The 21,266-nt window shown below is 34.2% G+C and carries 14 protein-coding genes; 7 read left to right on the top strand and 7 right to left on the bottom strand.

From position 1 onward, the window contains the following. Positions 1-10: 10 nt before the first annotated feature. A complete protein-coding gene (locus TERY_RS07405) occupies positions 11-445 on the bottom strand; it encodes a hypothetical protein (protein WP_011611251.1) in 435 nt (144 codons plus the stop codon). A gap of 888 nt (positions 446-1,333) precedes the next feature. Here TERY_RS07405 and TERY_RS07400 point away from each other — a divergent pair. After that, complete coding sequence (locus tag TERY_RS07400) at positions 1,334-2,719, top strand: DUF2157 domain-containing protein (protein WP_011611250.1); 1,386 nt, start codon at positions 1,334-1,336, stop codon at positions 2,717-2,719. Between the two features lie 247 nt (positions 2,720-2,966). Here the strand turns inward: TERY_RS07400 and TERY_RS07395 are convergent, their stop codons facing one another. Both TERY_RS07395 and TERY_RS24975 read right to left on the bottom strand, forming a co-directional pair. Further along, a complete protein-coding gene (locus TERY_RS07395; RefSeq protein ID WP_011611249.1) occupies positions 2,967-6,080 on the bottom strand; it encodes an efflux RND transporter permease subunit in 3,114 nt (1,037 codons plus the stop codon). Between the two features lie 518 nt (positions 6,081-6,598). Next, on the bottom strand, positions 6,599-8,494 hold the full coding sequence (locus TERY_RS24975; RefSeq protein ID WP_011611248.1) for an HlyD family efflux transporter periplasmic adaptor subunit: 1,896 nt from the start codon (positions 8,492-8,494) through the stop codon (positions 6,599-6,601). A gap of 248 nt (positions 8,495-8,742) precedes the next feature. On the opposite strand from TERY_RS24975, the gene TERY_RS07380 reads away from it, so the two are divergent. Next, the gene (locus tag TERY_RS07380) at positions 8,743-9,339 is read left to right on the top strand and encodes a hypothetical protein (protein ID WP_011611247.1); all 597 of its coding nucleotides are present in this window, start codon (positions 8,743-8,745) and stop codon (positions 9,337-9,339) included. 335 nt (positions 9,340-9,674) lie between these two features. Further along, positions 9,675-10,382 (top strand): GDYXXLXY domain-containing protein, encoded by a 708-nt coding sequence (locus TERY_RS07375; RefSeq protein WP_011611246.1) that lies wholly within the window; start codon positions 9,675-9,677, stop codon positions 10,380-10,382. Positions 10,383-10,747: 365 nt separating this feature from the next. On the opposite strand, the gene sppA is transcribed toward TERY_RS07375, so the two are convergent. Continuing rightward, on the bottom strand, positions 10,748-12,574 hold the full coding sequence (sppA, locus tag TERY_RS07370; RefSeq protein ID WP_011611245.1) for a signal peptide peptidase SppA: 1,827 nt from the start codon (positions 12,572-12,574) through the stop codon (positions 10,748-10,750). Positions 12,575-12,868: 294 nt separating this feature from the next. Continuing rightward, positions 12,869-13,906, bottom strand: a complete 1,038-nt coding sequence (gene fni / locus TERY_RS07365; RefSeq protein WP_011611244.1) for a type 2 isopentenyl-diphosphate Delta-isomerase — start codon at positions 13,904-13,906, stop codon at positions 12,869-12,871. Here fni and TERY_RS34745 point away from each other — a divergent pair. The 3 genes from TERY_RS34745 (at position 13,897) to TERY_RS07355 (ending at position 18,172) form a co-directional block, all read left to right on the top strand. Next, complete coding sequence (locus tag TERY_RS34745) at positions 13,897-14,043, top strand: hypothetical protein (protein WP_196797241.1); 147 nt, start codon at positions 13,897-13,899, stop codon at positions 14,041-14,043. The genes fni and TERY_RS34745 overlap by 10 nt on opposite strands. A 602-nt stretch (positions 14,044-14,645) precedes the next feature. Further along, on the top strand, positions 14,646-15,026 hold the full coding sequence (locus TERY_RS07360; protein ID WP_011611243.1) for a hypothetical protein: 381 nt from the start codon (positions 14,646-14,648) through the stop codon (positions 15,024-15,026). A gap of 11 nt (positions 15,027-15,037) precedes the next feature. Further along, a complete protein-coding gene (locus TERY_RS07355; RefSeq protein ID WP_011611242.1) occupies positions 15,038-18,172 on the top strand; it encodes a tetratricopeptide repeat protein in 3,135 nt (1,044 codons plus the stop codon). 338 nt (positions 18,173-18,510) lie between these two features. On the opposite strand, the gene TERY_RS07350 is transcribed toward TERY_RS07355, so the two are convergent. Further along, positions 18,511-18,855 (bottom strand): hypothetical protein, encoded by a 345-nt coding sequence (locus TERY_RS07350; protein ID WP_011611241.1) that lies wholly within the window; start codon positions 18,853-18,855, stop codon positions 18,511-18,513. Position 18,856: 1 nt separating this feature from the next. Further along, positions 18,857-19,009 (bottom strand): hypothetical protein, encoded by a 153-nt coding sequence (locus tag TERY_RS32640; RefSeq protein WP_155994354.1) that lies wholly within the window; start codon positions 19,007-19,009, stop codon positions 18,857-18,859. A gap of 857 nt (positions 19,010-19,866) precedes the next feature. Here TERY_RS32640 and rnhA point away from each other — a divergent pair. Next, a complete protein-coding gene (gene rnhA / locus TERY_RS07345; protein WP_011611240.1) occupies positions 19,867-20,340 on the top strand; it encodes a ribonuclease HI in 474 nt (157 codons plus the stop codon). Positions 20,341-21,266 lie beyond the last annotated feature (926 nt).

The raw sequence follows: 21,266 nt of genomic DNA, 5'->3' as shown, positions 1-21,266 counted from the left end.
TTCAACCTCCTTAAAGTATAGTGGCTTGTTTTTGTAGCCATTCTATAAGCCTTGTATATGTTTTAAACCAGCTTTCATAATTTATATTGTCAGCTTCAATAGCGCAATAACGTATATGTATAAAATTTTGACCTATTGGGTTTTCAACTTGATCTAACCATTCTAGGACATGGGGCTGGTGGTCAATTAATCTTTTAAGTTTAGGATGTTTTTTTATTGCTTTTTGTAATTCATGCCCTGGATTAGTAAAAGTATGCCCTGGATTATTTTTATATGTTTTCCATTCTTTAGTTGCACTATTTGGTAAAGTAGCAAAAATCATTGCTTTTAATAAGCACTCAATAGTTATACCTCCAAAATGCATGGCTGCAATTTTTCTTCCCGATTCATGTAATTTTTTTGTATCATAATAGCGTTCTAGAAAAGCTGCTTGGTAATCTTCCATAAACAAAAAAATATAACTTTAATAATTTTAATTTAACATTAAACTTCTGAGCCTATAATACCATTTATTAAAAATTTCTCTACATTTTTTTTGTAGGGGAGTAACTATAAATATTGTATACTAATTTCCTACTAGTAGGTAAAAATAAGAGTGATTAATACTAATTGGCTAATAATTATTAAAAAAACTTATTTGGTCTTTGTTAATTAATTTAATAATTGAAGTACTATTTAAGTATAGCATGAGTTTTGCTAAGTAGGTAGGCATTAAAAAAAACTTGGCTGTATTAAGATTTATATACTGAATTCAAAATGCTTGATACAGTTTATTTAAAATCAACTTATATGTTGTTACATAGCGGCAGATTTAAACTCCGACTTACTTAATTAGTATAAATTTCTAAAGTTAAGTTTAACAAGCAATTTAATATCCTAATACTTACTTTATAAGTCAGGTTTTAGGACATTTTTTGAGAGGTAAAAATCATACAATATAGCAACTAAAAAACTGGCATCTTTATCTAAGAGAGAATTTACTATTTAAAGAAAAAATTTACTAATACTTTTTCACAATAGTCATTCGTTTATCCACCCATTTATCCTATCCCAAGGAGAAAGTTAAAAGTAAGATTTTAAAAAATAAAAGCTTTGACGCGGTCGGTAGTTTTAGGAAATTATTGTATATTTTAGTATAATATCAGTAGTTTAGCCTAAGTTGATAAAATTGGTATAATTTAGATTCAGTAACTAACAATTATTAATCAAAAAAAAATGTTCTCGATCAATACTTTTTAAGCGATTTTTTTTAAGAAAAACTGAAGTTTTTGTTATCAAAAAAACTTATAATTTATAACTTGGTTCAGATTTTATAATTTATTTTTTCAATACAATGATTACAGAAAAGTTTCGTCACCAACTCCGCCAAGAAGTTAAATTATGGCAAACAGAAGGATTAATTGATAATTATCTCTATGAACAATTATCAGAGCGTTATCAATTTGATTATTTAGAAAAAACTGCTAGCTCTCGTTTTATTACGATCCTTATTTCTCTGGGTGCTATTCTCCTGGGATTAGGTATGATAACTTTTGTTTCTGCTAACTGGCAAGAATGGTCAAGGGAATTAAAAATAGTTATTTTGTTAACTTTATTTATTGGAGTTAATACGACTGGTTTTTATTTATGGCGACAGCCAAATACTCTGGCAAATACTAGCAATAAAAAACAAAGATTAGGTCACGGACTCTTAATATTTGGAGCCTTAATTTTAGGGGCAAATATAACACTAATGGCTCAAATGTTTCATATTGGCGACTCTCCCTACGGATTATATATTGTTTGGGGATTAGGAGTTTTGGTAATGGCTTATAGTTTACAACTAGCTTCTCTTGGAGTTATTGCTATTTTATTGATGGGATTAGGCTATTTAATAGGGTTATCAAGTTTATTTTACCCGGGAGAAGTTTCCTGGTTACAGTTGATAATAGAATATATGTCTTTGGTGGGGGTATTGTTGTTTATTCCCCTAGCTTACTGGTGCAATTCTCGAGTAATTTTCTTTGTAGCTACATTGATAATATTACTAGCTTTAGAAATTAGTCTGTTCCGAGTTTTTAATTTATCAAATAATGGTGTTTGGGGAGCGATCGCTTTAACTTTACCTCCTGCTTTATTGTGGGGATATGATGATATTGTCTGGCATAAAGTAGATAGCAGAATTTTTCAATCTCTAGCAAAAAATTTAGCTATTTGGTATTTAAGTATTGGATTTTTTTGTTTATCTTATCAAATATTTTGGCAGGATTTTTTATTAGAAAATTTTTATGGTACATCATCAAAAATTCAATGGTTCACTTTAGTTGAAGTTTTATTTTTTGTGGGATTAACTATCTGGGAATGGTTGTTTTTAGCAAGGCAAAATAAAAGAGATGTTCAGAGTTGGCGATTAGATTCTGTGAGTGGTATGGTTTTGGGTTTTATTGTTGTAACAGCCATATTATGTTTCTGGCATTTGAGTATTAATAAAATTTCAGAAATAGCTACTTTGATCATAAATATAGAAATGTTTATTTTGGCAACAGGTTTAATTAGGATTGGATTAGTACAAGGAATTAAAAGTACTTTTTGGGGTGGTTTGATATTGTTGACTTTACAAATTGTTAGTCGTACTTTTGAGTATAATACTGGATTATTATTAAAGTCTTTAGTGTTTATTTTATGTGGTTTAGGAGTTATAGCTGCTGGTTTGTGGTATGAACGTCTTGTCAAAAAGTAGTTGATAGCAATGATGTGTCAAGCAGATCTGAATCTTTCTTACAACGATGCCCTGCACGATAATTTGTGATGCATGTATCGGGAGGATGTGAAATCATTTATGGTGGTGGTGCATTGTCATGATGGTTTATTGTAATTCTTTTGGCTGACGGGGAATAGGAGTGGGAACATATTACTCCCTTATTAAGTGTTCTCATCCCCATCTACCATGACGCGAGCCAGACTAACCTGTAATATTTACTGAAGTTTTACTCTTTTCCCCTACCAAAATTTGCCACAAGTAAATAGCAACAGGGAACAAGGTAGAGAGCGACCAGTGTGGAACCACCAACACCACCAGCGATCGCTATAACTAGAGGCGGCCAAAAGCCACCACCTTTTACCAACAAAGGAACAAACCCGATCATTGTAGTTAAAGTTGTGGCAACTACATGACGAGTGGAACCCATGACAACTTGACGGGTAGCTCGACGGTTACCAGTGCATGCTTCCCGGTCTTGGAGGATAGCAGCCAAAACTACTACTGAATCATTAATAGCAATTCCCACTAAACCAAATGTACCGACCAGACTCATAAAACTCAAGGGATACCCAAATAACCATAAACTAAAAAATCCTAAACCAATGGCAGAAATAGCAACTATTCCAATAATGGCAGTTGCTCGGAAAGAATTTAAGGATAAGACCAAAACTGAAACTGCTAATAAAAATATAAGAGGCACTGTAGCAAGCAAAACTGCTTTAGCCTCACCTAGTTTCTCTGACTCTCCAGCAATTTCCAACCAATACCCGGATGGTAACTCAAAATTTGAATCATTTAACCTTTGTTGCCAACCTTTGAGAACCTCGGAAGGTAAAACCCCAGCAGCAATAAAACCTTGAATTAAATTTACCCGTCTGCCGTTACTTCTTCTAATAACTGAAAATTCTGGCTTTAATTCTACTTTTGCTAAAGCTGACAGGGGTATTGTATCAGTTGAACTAAATCGATTTTGATTTAGACTCGAACCTAATGGTTGTAAGTCTAAGGATGTAATTTGGCTAATGTCTCCCCGTTGAGCATTCGATACTCGCACCCGCACTGGTAGTTCTTCAGTATCTTCAATAATTGATCCTCCTAAATTCCCTTCCAGTAAGCTCTCTAACTGCTGTGAAAGATTAGCATGATCTAATTGGGCTAAACGAACTTCTTCTTCATTTAGTTGTAGTTGTAGTTGGGGTCGAATTTCGCTTAAAGTGTCCCGGGTGTGAGTGACTTTAGGGACTTGAGCTAAAAGGCTTCTGGCTTGTTCTCCTAATTCTTGTAGACGCTTTAAGTTAGGACCATAAATTCTGATTGCTACTGGTGCATCAAAGGGAGGCCCCTGTTCTAATTGTCGAATCAAGACTTGAGCTCCAGGGAATGCAGTATCAACTTCGCCTTGGAGTTTGTTAACTAATTCTGAGTTAGCAATTGAATTTAATTGTAAAAATCCTTGAGCATAATTGGAGTCTGGCTGTTTAGTTGCTCTTAAGTTGTAGTAATATCGAGGGGAACTACGTCCTACAAACCATTGCAATTCCTGAATTTCTGGATGCTTTAAGATTAAGTTTCTGACTTTTATAGCCGTATTTTTTGTTTTTTCAATAGAGGTTAAAGCAGGTAATTCTAATTCTATTTGAAGCTGGTTTCTGGATGCTGGAGTAAAAAATTGTTCAGGGAGATTCCTAACTTGAATTAAACCAGTAATTGGTAAAATTAAACCTAATAATATTCCTAACCAAGGATTGCTAAATATACTTCGTAGACTAACTTGGTAAAGTTTCGTTAAAGAGGAATTTGTAAATCCGGTTTGCCAAAAATTTTGTTGAGTATTCTGGGAATTATTATGATGATAATAAATATGATATAGTTTGCCTATTAAGCCAGAACCTATAGTCAGGGATAATAATAATGAAGAAATAACAGATAAAATCACACTAATGCCAAGACCACCAAGAAATTCTCCTGGCTCACCAGGGATTAAAAGCATTGATAAAAACCCTAGAGCTGTAGTTAAAGTTGATGCTGTTAATGGCAGAAATAAATGATTAATTACTTTAGTAATAGCAGTTTCAGCTTTTAATCCAGAAACCATACTTTTACTAATTTGATCAACAATAATAATTGTCACATCAACTAATAATCCTAGAGCTACAATTAATCCAGTTATTGACATTTGATGTAGAGGAACATTGAGAAATCTCATCATCCCTAAAACCATGCAAATTGACAAAGGCAATACCAAACCAACAACAATTGCAGATTTCCAACCCATTAAAAATACTGTCATCAAAAATACCAGTATGCCACTCATTAATAGATTCCAAATCATACTTTTTAAGCGAGTTTGAATATAATTACTTTGATTAAAAATTATCTCAATTTTTAGACCAATACCTAGTTCTTTGCGAAATTTTTCTATGGCTGATTCTGCTGATTTTGCCCAGAGGTCTATTTGATAATCTGATTCGACAAATATAGCTAAAGCAGAACCAGGATGACCATTAATTAATGCAAGTTCATTTGGTGGTTCAGCAATTGTTTTTCTGACTTTAGCAATGTCACCAAGTCGAGTAAATTGACCTCTATCACTAAAGCTAATTGGAATATTCCGAATCCTATTCAGGGAATCTAAATTTGAATCAACTTCTAGGAGTAAATCATTATTTTGACTCCGAAATTTACCGGATGAAACTTTGGCATCACTTTGTTGAATTTGTGCTGATAATTGTTGAGCGGTCAGACCAAGACTAGCTAAATCAGTAGGATTAATTTCTACTAATATTTCTTCTTGAGGAATACCAAATTTGGCAACTTTTTGTGTTCCTGGCAATGCTAATAATTTATCTTTTAATAATTTAGATAAACGATTGATAATTGCATAATTAGGCTCAGTATCTTGTTCCCAAGTTAAAGCAGTAATCATGGCATAAGCTTTAACTTCAACTTCCTCTAATCGTGGTTTACTTGTACCAGCAGGTAATTGAGTTGTGGCTTGATTTAATCGCTCTTTAATTCTTAACCAAGCTGTATCAGCTTTTCTTTCTTCAACTGATTCTAATAGTCCAATATTAATAATTGAACTTCCCGCCCTAGAAGTTGAATCATAGGTTTCAATTTCTTCAATTTCAGATAGTTTTGCTTCTATTTTCTCTGTGATTAATGTTTCTACTTGTTGGGCATCAGCTCCTGGCCAAAAAGTTGTGATACTGGCAAAACGGGAAACTAATTCTGGGTCTTCTAGTCGTGGCAATGTGAAACATGATGATATTCCCCAGGCTACAATTATTAGTATTGCTAGTATTAATAATCGAAAGTTTCGATAAAATAAAGTAGTCATTTTAAAGATGAATTATGAGTTATGATTTATAATTTATAATTTACTAATTATGAGTTATCAGTTATAATTTAGATTATGTCTATTTTAATAGTTATCACTAAACTTCATATTTAGGGAATATTATTAATGCTATTTATCAAAAATTTTTCAAGTTTTTTTGATTAGAAAATTAGAATATTATAGCAGTGGATTTAGTATATTTGCATTATAAACTATCTCAAAGATAATAATAATTCATATTGATTAAGTTAAAAAAAGTAAGAAATTTATTCCCTTTATGTTAATTATTTAATAACTAAAGATTGACACAGGGATAGAATTAATACATGGGAATTGTTATAAAACCTAAGAAGAGATGACCCTCAATTCCTACTACAAAAAAAATATGACTTATGATCCGTTAAGTATTGTTTTTGTGCTTCTGTAATCTGAAAAGCTCATTTAATGGTTCCATATCATAATATTTTTGGTATTATCTAAACCGTGTTGACTTATTATCCAGACATCAATATTATTAGTTATTGGTTTTTCTCCTGCCCAAAAAATCTATAGCGAACTAACTGACCAGGAACTAATTGGTTAGTTCCAGTTGTGACAACCAATTCTCCTGGTTTTAAGAGTCCTCGCACCAGACTCCGGTCTCCCTCCGTATGCAAAACTTCAACCATTCGTTTTTCAGTCTGATAAGTTAAGGGAGGTATCACCAAATCTGATTTCTGAGGAGAGACAAGAGCAAAACAAGCCAACAACCCCCGCTCTCCCCAAACCAAAGCAGAAGTCGGCAACCAATATCCTGTCACTGTTTCAATTTGATTAAGTTCTAACTTGACAATAGTACCTGGAGCTATAGCTTGAGGTAGTGCCAAAATTACACTTTGAGTCCGAGTCATAGAATCTACCTCTGGTAAAATTGACAGCACTTGTGCACTTAAAGTTTTCTGTGCTATCCTCACTTCCTCCAAACTACCTATTCTCAAACGACTAGCTTGAGTCGGCGGCACCCCAACCCGAACTTTCCTTTCACCATCCTCGACTAAACGCACAACAGCTTGAGTTGCATTAACGACAACTCCCTCGTCTAAATGGCGAACAGAAATAGTGCCAGTAAAAGGCGCATAGAGAATACTTTTTCTCAGAACAACATCAATTTCAGAAATTTGTGCCTCGAAACGTTTAACTTCTGCTTTTTGAGCTTCTATTTGTTCGGAGCGAGTTCCGGCAATAAGTTCATCTAATTGACTTTGCACTTGACGGACTCTAGCTTTTTGAGCTTCTATTTGTTCGCGGCGAGTTCCGGCTATCAGTTCATCTAACTGACTTTGCACTTGACGAACTCTAGCTTTTTGAACTTCTATTTGTTCGCGGCGAGTTCCGGCTATCAGTTCATCTAATTGACTTTGCACTTGACGAACTCTAGCTTTTTGAGCTTCTATTTGTTCGCGGCGAGTTCCTGTTTGTAATTTTTCTAGTTCACTCCGCCCTCTTTTCAGTCTGGCATTGAGAGTATCGGTCTCAGTAGAAGCAACATCTAGTTGTTCTTGAGAAATTGCTCCCTGTTTATAAAGTTCTTCACGTCTTTTTTCTCGAAGTTGAGCTAATTCTACTTGTTCCTCTAAGTCTAGAACTACTGAACGAGCTGCTTCAATATCTTCGGTGCGGGTTCCCGTTTGCAGTTCTTGTAATTTGGCTTGTTCTTGAGTAAGGGATGCACGGGTGGCTGCAATTACTTCTACTCTGGGTCCTGTTTGTAGTTCTTGTAATTTGGCTTGTTCTTGAGTAAGGGATGCACGGGTGGCTGCAATTACTTCTACCCTGGGTCCTGTTTGCAATTCTTGTAATTTTGCTTTTTCTTGAGCTAGGGATGCTCGGGTGGCTGCAATGACTTCTACTCTGGGTCCTGTTTGCAGTTCTTTGAGGGTGGCGATCGCTCTTTCTTTCTGAGCTATTAATACTGACTTTTGGGCTTGGGTTTGACTGGTATCCAGTTGAGCGATCGCTTCTCCTTTGCCTACTTTTTTACCCTCTTCTACATATATGAATTTAAGTAAACCTGATTGCTCAAAACCAAGTTCACTTGTTCTTTTGGCTTCTACAACTCCTGTATAACTTTGGGAAACTGAGTAGGAGTTGACTAATTTTATGGGGGTAGCTTGAACAGAGAGGATATTCGCTAGAGAACTTTCTGAGGTTCGCTTGAGAGAAGTCTTTCGATAGATGAGAAATTTTAGGCTGCCAAAAGTTGTTGCTAAAATAACTACTAGGAGACCAACCCAGGTCAATTTCTTTTTTTTGCCTTTCGACTTGAACAAAGCTGTCTCAGATTGAATTGATACAGCTTCTATCTTATCAGTTAAGGTTTCTACTGTACCATTTGTTTGATCAGATTTAGAGTCTAACAATTTTTTCTGCTTCATAAAACCGATATAAAATGTTATAATTAGTAATGTTATCAGATTTACTTCCTGCTTCTACTGCGTCGCCCTATAGGCTGCTCCATTTGGTCAGTCATTTTTTCAGTTAACCAAAGGCGTTGATTGATTTTACTTGGATTTCAAGGATAATTAGCTATAAAGTGGTATGATATTTTAAAGTTCTTTATTTGCTCAAAAATTGCTCAAAAATTGCTCAAAAATTGCTCAAAAATTGCTCAAAAATTTACATAATGCCGTACAGTAAATTCACTTTAGAAGAAGTTTTAACTAAGTTCAATTTAACTTTAGTCGAAAACTTAGGGAAATTTAATAATTTACCAGACGTAGCTCCTAGTAAACTGTTAGAAGAAACCTTAGAAGACAATATACCATTAGCAGTAGCGATTGGTACTGAAAAAGCTCGTTCAGAATTAATAGTATCGCCAATTTTAGTGGCAGTTAGAAAACATTTAAACAAACAAATAAGTTTATTTTCTGGTATAGAATTTAATGTCAATATTGAATTAGGATTAAGTGGTTTTTGCGATTTTATTATTAGTCTTTCTAGCCTACAAACCATAATTAAAGCACCAGTAGTTACCTTAGTAGAGGCGAAAAATGATAATATAAAATCTGGTTTTGGTCAATGTCTGGCGGAAATGGTTGCAGCTCAAATTTTTAACAAAAATAAAGGGAATCAAATTTCTCAAATTTATGGTGCTATTACCACTGGAACTGCTTGGCAATTTTTAGAGTTAGAAGGTGAAAATGTAGTATTAGATTTAGAGGAATATTCCCTCAAAAATTTACCGAAACTTTTAGGAGTTTTAATTAGTTTTGTTAGTTAGTATAATCAATAATTTATGAAATATATGAAGATTATAATTTAATTCACAAAATACCAATTTTATAAATAAAAAAAACTATAAAAATAAATATTCAGAAAAAGTTTAGATGTAAAAATTAAGCACTTTAGGAGTCAGATATAGCTCTTTTTCTTGGTCATAATCTGCAAAAATATGAAGTAAAGCTGAATATCTTTTTTCTGTCAGAATTTTAATTATTTTTGGAGGCTAATACCTCTGAATATTTACCCTTAAAACTATAGATATAAAATAATTTAACTAAATTACTTTAGTACCAAAATTTTTGCCATAAAAATATTAATAAATGGAGAGATAAAATGAAATTTTATAAGCCTTTTATTCAAAAAAAGTTGTCTGATAAAAATCATGATAAGACTGAAGACATTAGTTTACTTATTAATCAAAATAAATCTTTGACAAAGCAAATACCTATTTGGCGGTTTGTTTTGCCTTTAACTTTGCAATTAGCATTAATTTTATCAGTTTCTGCCCAAGCTATTTATACTCACATTACAGGTAGAACAGTTATTTTACAAACTGCACCTGTAGACCCCTATGATTTTTTGCGCGGTTATTATCAAGTTTTAAGTTATGATATTTCCCGCAAAGATAACTTGAGTAAACTTCCGGGTTGGCATCAATTTGATTTTGAAACTTCAGGCAGATTTGATGGGGAAAATAAAACTAATATTTATGTAATTTTAGCTGAACCTGAAAAAATAAAAAATTCACAAATACCTAAAGCTTGGCAACCTATAGGTATAAGTTCAAAAATGCCAGAAAATTTGCCAGATAACCAAATAGCTATTCAAGGAAAATTTGATGGTGGGAGAGTTAAATATGGCTTAGAAACTTATTTTATGCCAGAGGATAGACGAGAAAAAATTAATCAAGATATTCAGGAAGTACAAGATAGTGTTAATTCAGAAGAAGACATACCTTTTGTTATAGAAGCAAAAGTCAATTCTCAAGGTAAGGCTGTACCTGTGAGTTTGTGGGTTAGAGAGCGTAATTATATGTTTTAATATTCTTATTTTTCATGAAGTTTTAGCCCTAATATTATCACAAGTTAACTTGAAAATCGAAACTTATCTTGCTTAAGGACTCATTGGTTTTAAGGGAACTTTGGTTGGGTAGAATGCTGACTACAAATGTTAATTAAGCTGTTCAGCAAACTTGTAATTCTTAAAAATATGGAGTAAGTTGGCGATCGCCAATTTACTCCCTCAAACCCTAATAAACTTCTTGATAGCAAACCAGTTGTTTTTTTATTTATTTATCAATTCAATTTTTGCTCATATCCCTTAATTCTCATCTCAAAAAAGATTTGGGAAGACTTATAAAATTTTAGGTTTTAGAAATAGATGAACTATGAGTTATGACTCCTAAATTAATCTATTCTCAAGTTGAACGGCAAACGAGTATAAACCCCATAAGGATCATTCATCGCTCTCAAACTAGCTAACTCCTCTTGCAACTTTTTAAATTCTGTCGCTAACGGATCTAAAGGCATAGTAGGTATATCAACTTCCATACCAGAAAGACTACGAAAAATCTGTTGCTCCAAACTACGAGACTTAGGATACTCCTCAATTTTCCAACTATCTCCCAGTTCAGCTTTTTCTGCAGCAACTTTAATAGCAGTTTCTATCCCACCAATTTCATCAACTAAACCTAACTTTTGAGCGTTGGCACCAGACCAAACTCGACCTTGAGCAATTTCCTCTACTTTTTCGGGTGCTAAATTACGGGCTGTCGCTACATTTTTAATAAACCGCTCGTAAATTGAATCTACCATCTTTTGAATCAAAACTAACTCATCTTCAGTCTTAGGGCGAGAAGTAGTATTCAAATCTGCAAACTTACCAATTTTAACCACATCCCAAGTAATTCCATTTTGATTAGCTATTTCTTGAATATTGAACAACACACCAAAAACTCCTATAGAACCTGTAATAGTATTGACTTCAGCAACGATCCGATCTGCATTCATAGAAATCCAATACCCTCCAGAAGCAGCTATATTACCCATAGATACAATTACAGGTTTTTCCTCACTCATAAGTTTTACTTCCCTACTAATAACTTCAGATGCTGAAGCACTCCCCCCTGGACTATTAACTCGTAAAACCACAGCTTTCACTTTTTCATCAAGTCGTAGTTGTCGTAATTTCTTTGCTAGGCGATCGCCCCCTATTTGTCTAGAAGTACCACTACCATTAACTACTTCTCCTTGAGCGTAGACTACAGCAATTTTATTGTTGCTTTTAATATTCTTACTAAGAGTTTTTGCAACTCTTGGTACTTTGCTATAGTTGTTCAGACTAATTTGTGTGAAACTTTTATCGTCCTCTTCAATACCTGTTAGTTCTTTAAGTTTTTTCAGAACTTCATCGTAGTAGACAACTCTATCTACTAACTTACTCTGTAAAGCATTATTCGCCATCAAAATTCCCTGATTATCAGCGATCGCCTGTAACTGCTCTGTTGTAGACTTTCGACTTGTAGCAACTGTTTGCAGATATTGACCCCAAATATCTTGTAACAATTGAAGAGTTTGCTGTCGGTTCTCCGGACTCATTTTTTCTCGGAGAAAAGGTTCAGTGGCAGATTTATATTTACCAACTTTTGTTACCTGAACCCCGATACCAAATTTATCTAATGCACCACTCAAGAACATAGTTTCAGAACTTAAACCATTGAACTCTAAAACACCCAAAGGATTAATTGCAATTTCATCTGCTACTGAACTTAGGTAATATTCTCTTTCTGTCCAGTCCATATCATAAGCAATAATAGTTTTGCCTGTTTCTCGGAACCGTTGAAGTGCTTGTCTTATTTCTTGTAGGTTTGCTAGTCCTGTTACCCCTGGAGCATTACTACCTTTAATGTAAATGCCGATTATTTTTTTATCTTTGGCAGCAGCATTGAGAGTATTAATTGCTTTTCGGAGGGTTATGGTTGTAGCTTGGTCGCTAGATAGGGCTTCTTGGAGTGCTTCCCCAGTTGAGGAAATGGGTCGACTATCTGTAATACTTGTAGCAAGGTCGAAAACTAAGATTGATTTGTCTTCAACTTGTGGACCTAGATCTTTGGTTTGACTGGCTATGGAAACGACAAAAAATATTAATCCGCCAAATCCGACACCGATTATTAAAGTAATTCCTAGTATGCTGCCAATTAGGCTGGCAAAGGTGTATTTGAAAAAGTCTTTCATGTTTCTAGTGGGAGTTCCTTTTTAGGAAGTTAATTATTTGGTATTAGTTAATTATCACCTACTATTTGAATTTGCTAAGTTTGAAACTGTAGTGAACTGTCTCAACTAAAGCTGTGAAATAGATTTTGGGAAAAAGAATCAATTTACAAGTTGAGTTGAAAAAAATATTTTTTAGAAACGATAACTCAACAGTATTTACTAGTCGCAATTTAAATTTATACTATGGTTTGAAATTAATTATGGCAACAAAGCACTTTTAATTGTTGAATTGATGCCATGACTAATACTTTGTTTTTATGTTAATTTTTCTAAAGCCTGAGATTTTTTCAGTTCTAATAAATTGGCATTGCCTGTACAAAATAGAACTGTCGTTATTTCTGCTATTAATATATCTACTAATAAATTGAGAGATTCTTCTGATTTGACTGCTGCTTGAAGAAATGGCCAAGCTAATCCACTTAGATCTGCACCAAGAGCGATCGCCTTTGCTACTTCTAACCCATTTCGTAACCCTCCAGAAGCAATTAGAGGAATGTCTGAATTCAGGGTGCGGATAGCGCTAATACATTCTGCAGTAGGTAAACCCCAATTCCCAAAAGTATTTCCTAACCGACGCTGAAGTGGGTCTTTCCCCCGCTCCCCTTCAATTTTTGCCCAAGAAGTCCCTCCAGCTCCTGCAACGTCAATCGCTCCTACTCCAGCATCAATTAACTTTTTGGCCATTGAACCGGAAATCCCATTACCTACTTCTTTAGCAATTACTGGCACTGACAGCGAATAGCACAATTTTGATATTTTGTCAAGGATACCTCGGAAATTAGTATCACCTTCAGTCTGAATGCACTCTTGAAGAGGATTGAGATGTAAAATGAGGGCATCTGCTTCTAAAATATCAATCGCTCGTTGGCACTGGTCAATGCCATAATTATAGTTGAGTTGGACAGCTCCTAGGTTGGCAAACAATAGAATATCAGGAGCAAGCGATCGCACAGCAAAAGTATCAGCCACTTGGGAATTTTCTACCGCAACTCGTTCGGAACCAACTCCCATGGCTATTTTATAGTGTTGGGCAACTTTGGCTAACCGATAATTAATCATTTTAGCTTGCTCAGTGCCACCTGTCATCGAAGATATTAATAATGGCGCGCCCAGTTGCTTCCCAAGAAATGTAGTTTTAGTATCTATTTCACTGCGGTTTAGTTCTGGTAAACAGCAGTGAGTAAAACGGTATTTGTCTAATCCATTGGTCTTGTTGTTAAATTGGACATCTGATTCTAAGCAAACTCTTAGATGATCTGCTTTGCGGGATTGAGTTTGTGATATTGAGTTCATCAGTTTTATTATTACAGATTCACACAGAAGTTTATCAAAAACTTGTTTATCTCAATATACTAGAGTTGTGGGGAATTCAGGCCAAAAAATGGCTGGAACGATTATCAGTCAAGGTTTATAGTGTTATTGATGCCTAAAATTATGAATACTTTATAGAGTAAACTTTTGAGGATTTTAAATTTTTATTTCTAAACAACTCTACTATAGCAATCCTATGAGTGTTCATGGCAAAAATCCTACTGCTTTTTAGGGAACAGGGAAGAGGGAACAGAGAATAGGTAAGAGTTTTAAAGGTTTTATTTACTTTTTGATTTGTCGCAACCCCCAACGGACTGCTATATGTATTGTAGTTAGTAGGTTGGGCATTGGCATTTCGGATAACTGGACAGGATTTACCTATAGATAATATTTTTATATATATTAAATAAATTTACTGAATACTGCTTTTGACCCATTTCGGTCAATATTCCCGTTTTCTCTGGCAATATTGGGATGTATTTGTGATTACTAAATTGTTGGGTTCGTTGCATAGATGTTGAAAAATTTAAGTGAGTATTTTGTTGGTTTTTGTTAACTTCCTTGTAGCTTCGTATAATGTTTGGACAACTATATTAGCTAGGGAAGTTTAAAATGGAGTCTGTTGAGTTTGCTTTGGTGGCGATCGCTATTCCTTTTTTAAGTTAATATGTGGGAGAGTTAAAAAGCCCATTAAATATCAAATTCTAAATTAGGTACAAATATGTCAGAAAATTCCGGGGATAAAGTTTCTATTCAAGAAGTTTATGGTGTAGGTATTAACAAGGGAAATATTAATACCTCAAAATTTGCTAAGACAATGACAATTTATGAATCTCAACAACAAAACTTGACAGAAGCAGCAAGAGATATTCAAGAATTACTAGAGCAACTAGAAAAAACTTATCCGTCAGAAACAACAATGGACAGAATGAAAATTGCTACAGAGGTAATTACACATATTGATAATCATCCGACTAAGGCACAAAAAATATTTAGCGCTATAAAAGCTGGTGGAGTTGCTGCTGTTGAACAATTACTTAATCATCCTGCTAGTAGCTTTGTTATTGCAGCTTTGGAAGATTGGCAAAAATCCAAATCATAAACAAGGTTAATATGTCAGATAATTTTGAGGATAAAGTTGATATTAAGGAGACTCATGGTGTTGGTGTTAATTCAGGCAATATTGTAAATTCAACTTTTGCTAAGACAATTATTAATGACACAAAAAATGTTTCATGGAAGGGTGAGCCAGCAGAGTTTCCTAATAATTTAAATATATTACGAACTGGTGCTGTTAAATTTGTTGGTCGAGATAAAGATATCGAAAATTTACATGAACAACTTCAGGAAAAAGAGCGTGTATCTATTACAGCAGTAGTTACAGGTATGGCAGGCGTTGGGAAAACAGAATTAGCACTTCAATATTCTCTTTTATCTGAAAAGGAGTTGAATTATCCTGGTGGTATTTGTTGGATAAATGTTAGGGAAAGAAGTGTGGGAGAACAGTTATTAAGCTTTGCTCAAACTCAATTAGGATTATTTCCGGCTGAAGATTGGAGTTTAGAAGAAAGAATTAGCTTTTGTTGGTCAAATTGGCAACCACCTGGAGATGTTTTAATTGTTCTAGATGATGTTAATAAATATGAAGAAATTGAGCAGTATTTACCTCCACAAAAACAACGTTTTAAATTATTAATTACTACTCGTAAATATTGGTTGTCAGAATCTTTTTCACAGTTACGTTTGGAGGTTTTGGATGAAGATTCTGCTTTAGAATTATTAGAGGTCTTAATTGGCAATTCTCGTTTAGGGACACAAATAGAGGAAGCAAAGCAACTTTGTGAATGGTTGGGATATTTACCCTTGGGATTAGAGTTGGTGGGGCGATTTCTGAAGAGGCGGTCTGAATGGACATTGGAAAGAATGATACAAGAGTTGGAAAAACAAGCTTTAAATTTCTCGGTGCTACAGAACCCACCACAGGGAGAAATGACAGCACAGCGTGGAGTAGCCGCTGCTTTTGAATTGAGTTGGAATGAATTAGATGAAAGGGGAAGGTATTTGGGCTGTTTGTTGAGTCTTTTTGCATTGGCTCCTATACCTTGGAATTTGGTGGAAAAATGTTTGTCTAAAGATGAAAGTCAGGAGAAAGGAATTATACAAAGGTGGTTTCCTACTTTTTCACGTTTATGGTTATTATTGATGCCTCCAAAAAAAGTTGATGTATTAGATTCAAGAACTTGGGAAGATATTAGGGAAGATACTTTGTTAGATTTAAATTTAATTCAAAAGACAACACAGGGAACTTATGAATTGCATCAATTAGTACGTCGATATTTTCAAGATAAGTTGAATGCAATGAAGGAAGTAGAACAGTTGAAGTCTCAGTTTTGTCGGGTAATTGTAGGTGCGGCAGAGAAAATTCCTTATAACAATGACATTACAGTAGAACAAGTTAAAGAAGTTGAGATTGATATACCTCATATTACAGAAATAGCAGACAATTTGGCTGAATATTTGAGCGATGATGATTTGATTATACCTTTTACAAGCTTAGGCTCATTTTATCAAGGTCAAGGATTGTACCCACTGGCACAACCTTGGTTAGAGAAAGGTAAAGAAATAGCTGAAAAACGTTTAGATAAAAATAATTCTGATATTGCAGCTATTTACAACAACCTGGCATCATTATATCGTGCACAAGGAAAATACGAAGCAGCTGAACAATTGTACCTACAAGCAATAGAAATCCACAAAATTGCCCTCCCTGAAAATCATCCAGGTATTGCCACACACCTCAACAACCTGGCAAATTTATATCGTGTACAAGGAAAATACGAAGCAGCAGAACCTTTGTTCCTACAAGTAATAGAAATCCACAAAATCGCCCTCCCTGAAAATCATCCAAATATAGCCAGCGGCCTCAACAACCTGGCAGCATTATATAAGTTACAAGGAAAATACGAAGCTGCAGAACCTTTGTTCCTACAAGCAATAGAAATCGACAAAATCGCCCTCCCTGAAAATCATCCATCTCTTGCCACAGACCTCAACAACCTGGCATTATTATATCATTCACAAGGAAAATACGAAGCTGCAGAACCTTTGTTCCTACAAGCAATAGAAATCGACAAAATCGCCCTCCCTGAAAATCATCCAAATATAGCCAGCGGCCTCAACAACCTGGCAGCATTATATAAGTTACAAGGAAAATACGAAGCTGCAGAACCTTTGTACCTACAAGCAATAGAAATCGACAAAATCGCCCTCCCTGAAAATCATCCACAACGTGCCACACACCTCAACAACCTGGCAAATTTATATCGTGCACAAGGAAAATACGAAGCAGCAGAACCTTTGTACCTACAAGCAATAGAAATCCACAAAATCGCCCTCCCTGAAAATCATCCAGGTATTGCCACACACCTCAACAACCTGGCAAATTTATATCGTGTACAAGGAAAATACGAAGCAGCAGAACCTTTGTTCCTACAAGTAATAGAAATCCACAAAATCGCCCTCCCTGAAAATCATCCAAATATAGCCAGCGGCCTCAACAACCTGGCAGCATTATATAAGTTACAAGGAAAATACGAAGCTGCAGAACCTTTGTTCCTACAAGCAATAGAAATCGACAAAATCGCCCTCCCTGAAAATCATCCATCTCTTGCAAGAGACCTCAACAACCTGGCAGAATTATATCGTGAACAAGGAAAATACGAAGCTGCAGAACCTTTGTTCCTACAAGCAATAGAAATCGACAAAATCGCCCTCCCTGAAAATCATCCATCTCTTGCCACAGACCTCAACAACCTGGCATTATTATATCATTCACAAGGAAAATACGAAGCTGCAGAACCTTTGTTTCTACAAGCAATAGAAATCGACAAAATCGCCCTCCCAGAAAATCATCCACAATTAGCCACACACCTCAACAACCTGGCAGGATTATATCATGCACAAGGAAAATACGAAGCTGCAGAACAATTGTATCTACAAACAATAGAAATCGACAAAATCGCCCTCCCTGAAAATCATCCATCTCTTGCAAGAGACCTCAACAACCTGGCAGAATTATATCGTGAACAAGGAAAATACGAAGCAGCTGAACCTTTGTACCTACAAGCTATTGAAATATTTACACAATCATTAGGTGAAGAACATCCCAACACTCAAACAGTTCTGAAAAACTATCAAATATTTTTAAATGAGAAAAATGAATCAAAACAAAATCAAGATAAATATTAGTTTTTATGCTTTGTGCCAGAAATATATGCAAAAGAAAATCAAAAATCTTTTTTTATCAGATAATAGTTAACTCTAGCCTTATCCCATAATTATCCTTCTTCGTCATTATAAAAAAATCACCCTAGAATTAAGTTGTAGAGCGATGTAACTTTTAGAGATAGAAATCATTTGGAACGGAATCTGCTGATAACTAAAATACCTAGAACTACACCACCAAAAACCATAATATTCTCCATCATATCACTACTAATTTCTATATCTGGAATCTTATAGAATTGGTGTTTAAATTCATCTTTAGGAGTAGTTTTAACTTGCTTTTCAGTTGCTTCTGATTTAGGTTAGTAAGCTGTAGCTAAAACACAATTTAATCTGCCGCCATTGAGCAAGCAATTAGACTCTTTAGTAGATATATTCTTTAGGTGTAATTCTGAAGCTTGTTTGTGGAACTTTATAACTACTTCATTCTCCTGTTTACCCATAATAATTGTATAGTTAGCAGGAGGTAAAACACTAGTAGTTTCTTCTGTTTTATCCTTGACTTCATCTACAGGTTTATTGCCTATTAAAGGATAGATTGCTATTCCTGCGATCGCAAAAACTCCAACCCCAAAACTAATAAATTTTAATAGCTTAATAAATCCATCTAATTTAAATAGTCTTTTCTTCTTTATATCCATAGCCATTTTACCTTCCTAAATCATCGTATTTGTGCTTTAATTCCTCATACCAATAAGAAGCCACCTTCCACGATTTAGACTTACCAGACTTAGCACAACCAAAAACTAATTTAATAGTCTCTTCTTTAGAACAATTAATATTAATTAAGCTAACTAACACCCCTCTCACCTCACCAGAAAAAACCTCTACTTTAGGGGCAACTAGACACCAATTATATAGCCCTACAAAAAAGCTTCTAAAGCTACTCTTCGAGAAGCCGCTGGCGCGTCCACAGTAAATATCTTCAAAAGTTTATTCCCCCATTGCCTTTGTAATCCTCCAGTTAGCTTATACCAAGTGATAAAAATCTAAGCAAAAAATACTAAGATAAAATGTCATTCTAGACTCCATTTATCTCTTACTTGATATTCTTTTAACCCCAACCATAATGAGCAATTTTCAGTAAAAAACCTCTATCCAGTTTCTGTTTAACTTAGGTATTTACCATCCATTGAGATGTTACCTTTAACCTCTAAAAATTAGTAATAAAATAATCAATTTATGTCGCCTACTCTATAGAACCAGCATTCATAGCCATAGGGAAAATTCTTTCTCCTTAAAGCCGTGAAATTGAACCTTTAAATGTAGTGAGTCAAACTTTTTTTGGTTTTTATAAAATTAAGATGACTAGCTAAAAGTATTCTGTTGGTAAAGTTTTAGCCAGCTTCATCTATTCTAGTTTTTATTTCTGGAGATGATTTTTATTTAACTACTATTTTTCGATTTTTAGCCATACCTCCGCGCATATTTTAACTTTCCGTCTTCGAGTTTTTTCAAAAATCTTGTATTATTGCCATAGCCCGAATTAATTAAGACTATTCCTAGACGATAACCTCTCGTCAGAATAGAGCCTATTAAATATATTCCTTAATGCTGCTTTTTCTGAAATAATTTGTCATCTTTTCCTTTACGTGCTTAAATACTATATTACTCCCTTCTTCTTTAGAAGAAACTTACCGTAATAATAAGTAACTAAAATGACAGAAAAAAGAACCGAAATTACTATCTATACTGATGGTGCTTGTAGTGGAAATCCCGGCCCTGGTGGTTATGGTATAATTATTTTATCTGAGAAAAAACGCCAAGAATTATCTGGAGGTTATAAATTAACCACTAATAATCGTATGGAATTAATGGCAGTAATAGTAGGATTAGAACAACTAGAAATTCCATCAATTGTCAATTTATATACTGACTCTAAATATATAGTTGATGCTGTTACAAAAGGTTGGGCAAAACGTTGGCGAGCTAACAGTTGGAAACGGAATAAAAAAGATAAAGCAATGAACCCCGATCTATGGGGAAAATTATTAGATTTATGCAGTAAACATCAAGTTGAATTTTCTTGGGTACGGGGTCATTCTGGAAATATAGAAAATGAACGCTGTGATAAATTAGCGGTCAAAGCTTCTCAAAAACTTGATTTACCCTCAGACCTTGGTTATCAATAAATCAAATTATGGGAGTTATAATTAAATAAAACTTTGTTTCTATAAAAAAATTGAATTATAGCAATAACCCTATTGATTATTATTGAAAAATACCAAATTCAAAAAAGGTAGCTACAGTATTAATCTCAACACTCAACTGCAAAATAACTTAGTACTGTAACAGTATTATTTAAAAGTGGTATAAGTCTTGATAAATTCAAATAGTTAAAGCATGATTTACCTTAAGCACTACTAATACTTATCACATTTGCTAACTCGTTTTTGAGAAAAGCCATCAAGAGATATCAGCAAAATCAAACTTTAGCTATAATTGTAATTAAAAATTTATCAAAAAAAAGAGGGTATAAAAAATTTTTTCAACTAAAGCAAGCCAGAATAAAGGTAAATTTAACTCATTGATAATCAAAAAAAATTGTATATGTTTGCCCTTACTTTATGATTTTATTGACAGGGTAAAATAATTACTTAAATTGCATATTTGTAAGTTTTATATACTGATACTTACTGAGGAGAATATTTGTAATATTGCCACTTCAAATGGGCTCAAACCTTACTCAATATAGCTTTTATAAAACCTTAAAATACTCACTTTTATTGATTTTTATTTGTAATTACAAACCTTTATTAATCTGATATTTAACTATTGTAAAACATCCTTAAATGAAAAAATAATTAACCAAAAATAGGGGTGTAGTGCGTTCACTCCATGAACATACCACACCCCTTTATTTTCAATAAGCGTTGTCTTTTCTTTTAGTAGAATTATGATTGAGTTCTCCAACGCAAAAACATTCTATATATAACTTTCCGCTAGCTTTTCACCCCCTGAAGACTGAACCTCTTATTATAACCATCACTCAAACTAGAGTATGCTTTCAACAACTGTAATAGTGCTTATAAAAAACAATCAAACTCAGTATTAAAAG

Source organism: Trichodesmium erythraeum IMS101 (assembly GCF_000014265.1).
GTDB lineage: Bacteria > Cyanobacteriota > Cyanobacteriia > Cyanobacteriales > Microcoleaceae > Trichodesmium > Trichodesmium erythraeum.
Note: the sequence above shows the minus strand (reverse complement) of the source record. Positions and strands in the feature narration are given on the sequence as shown.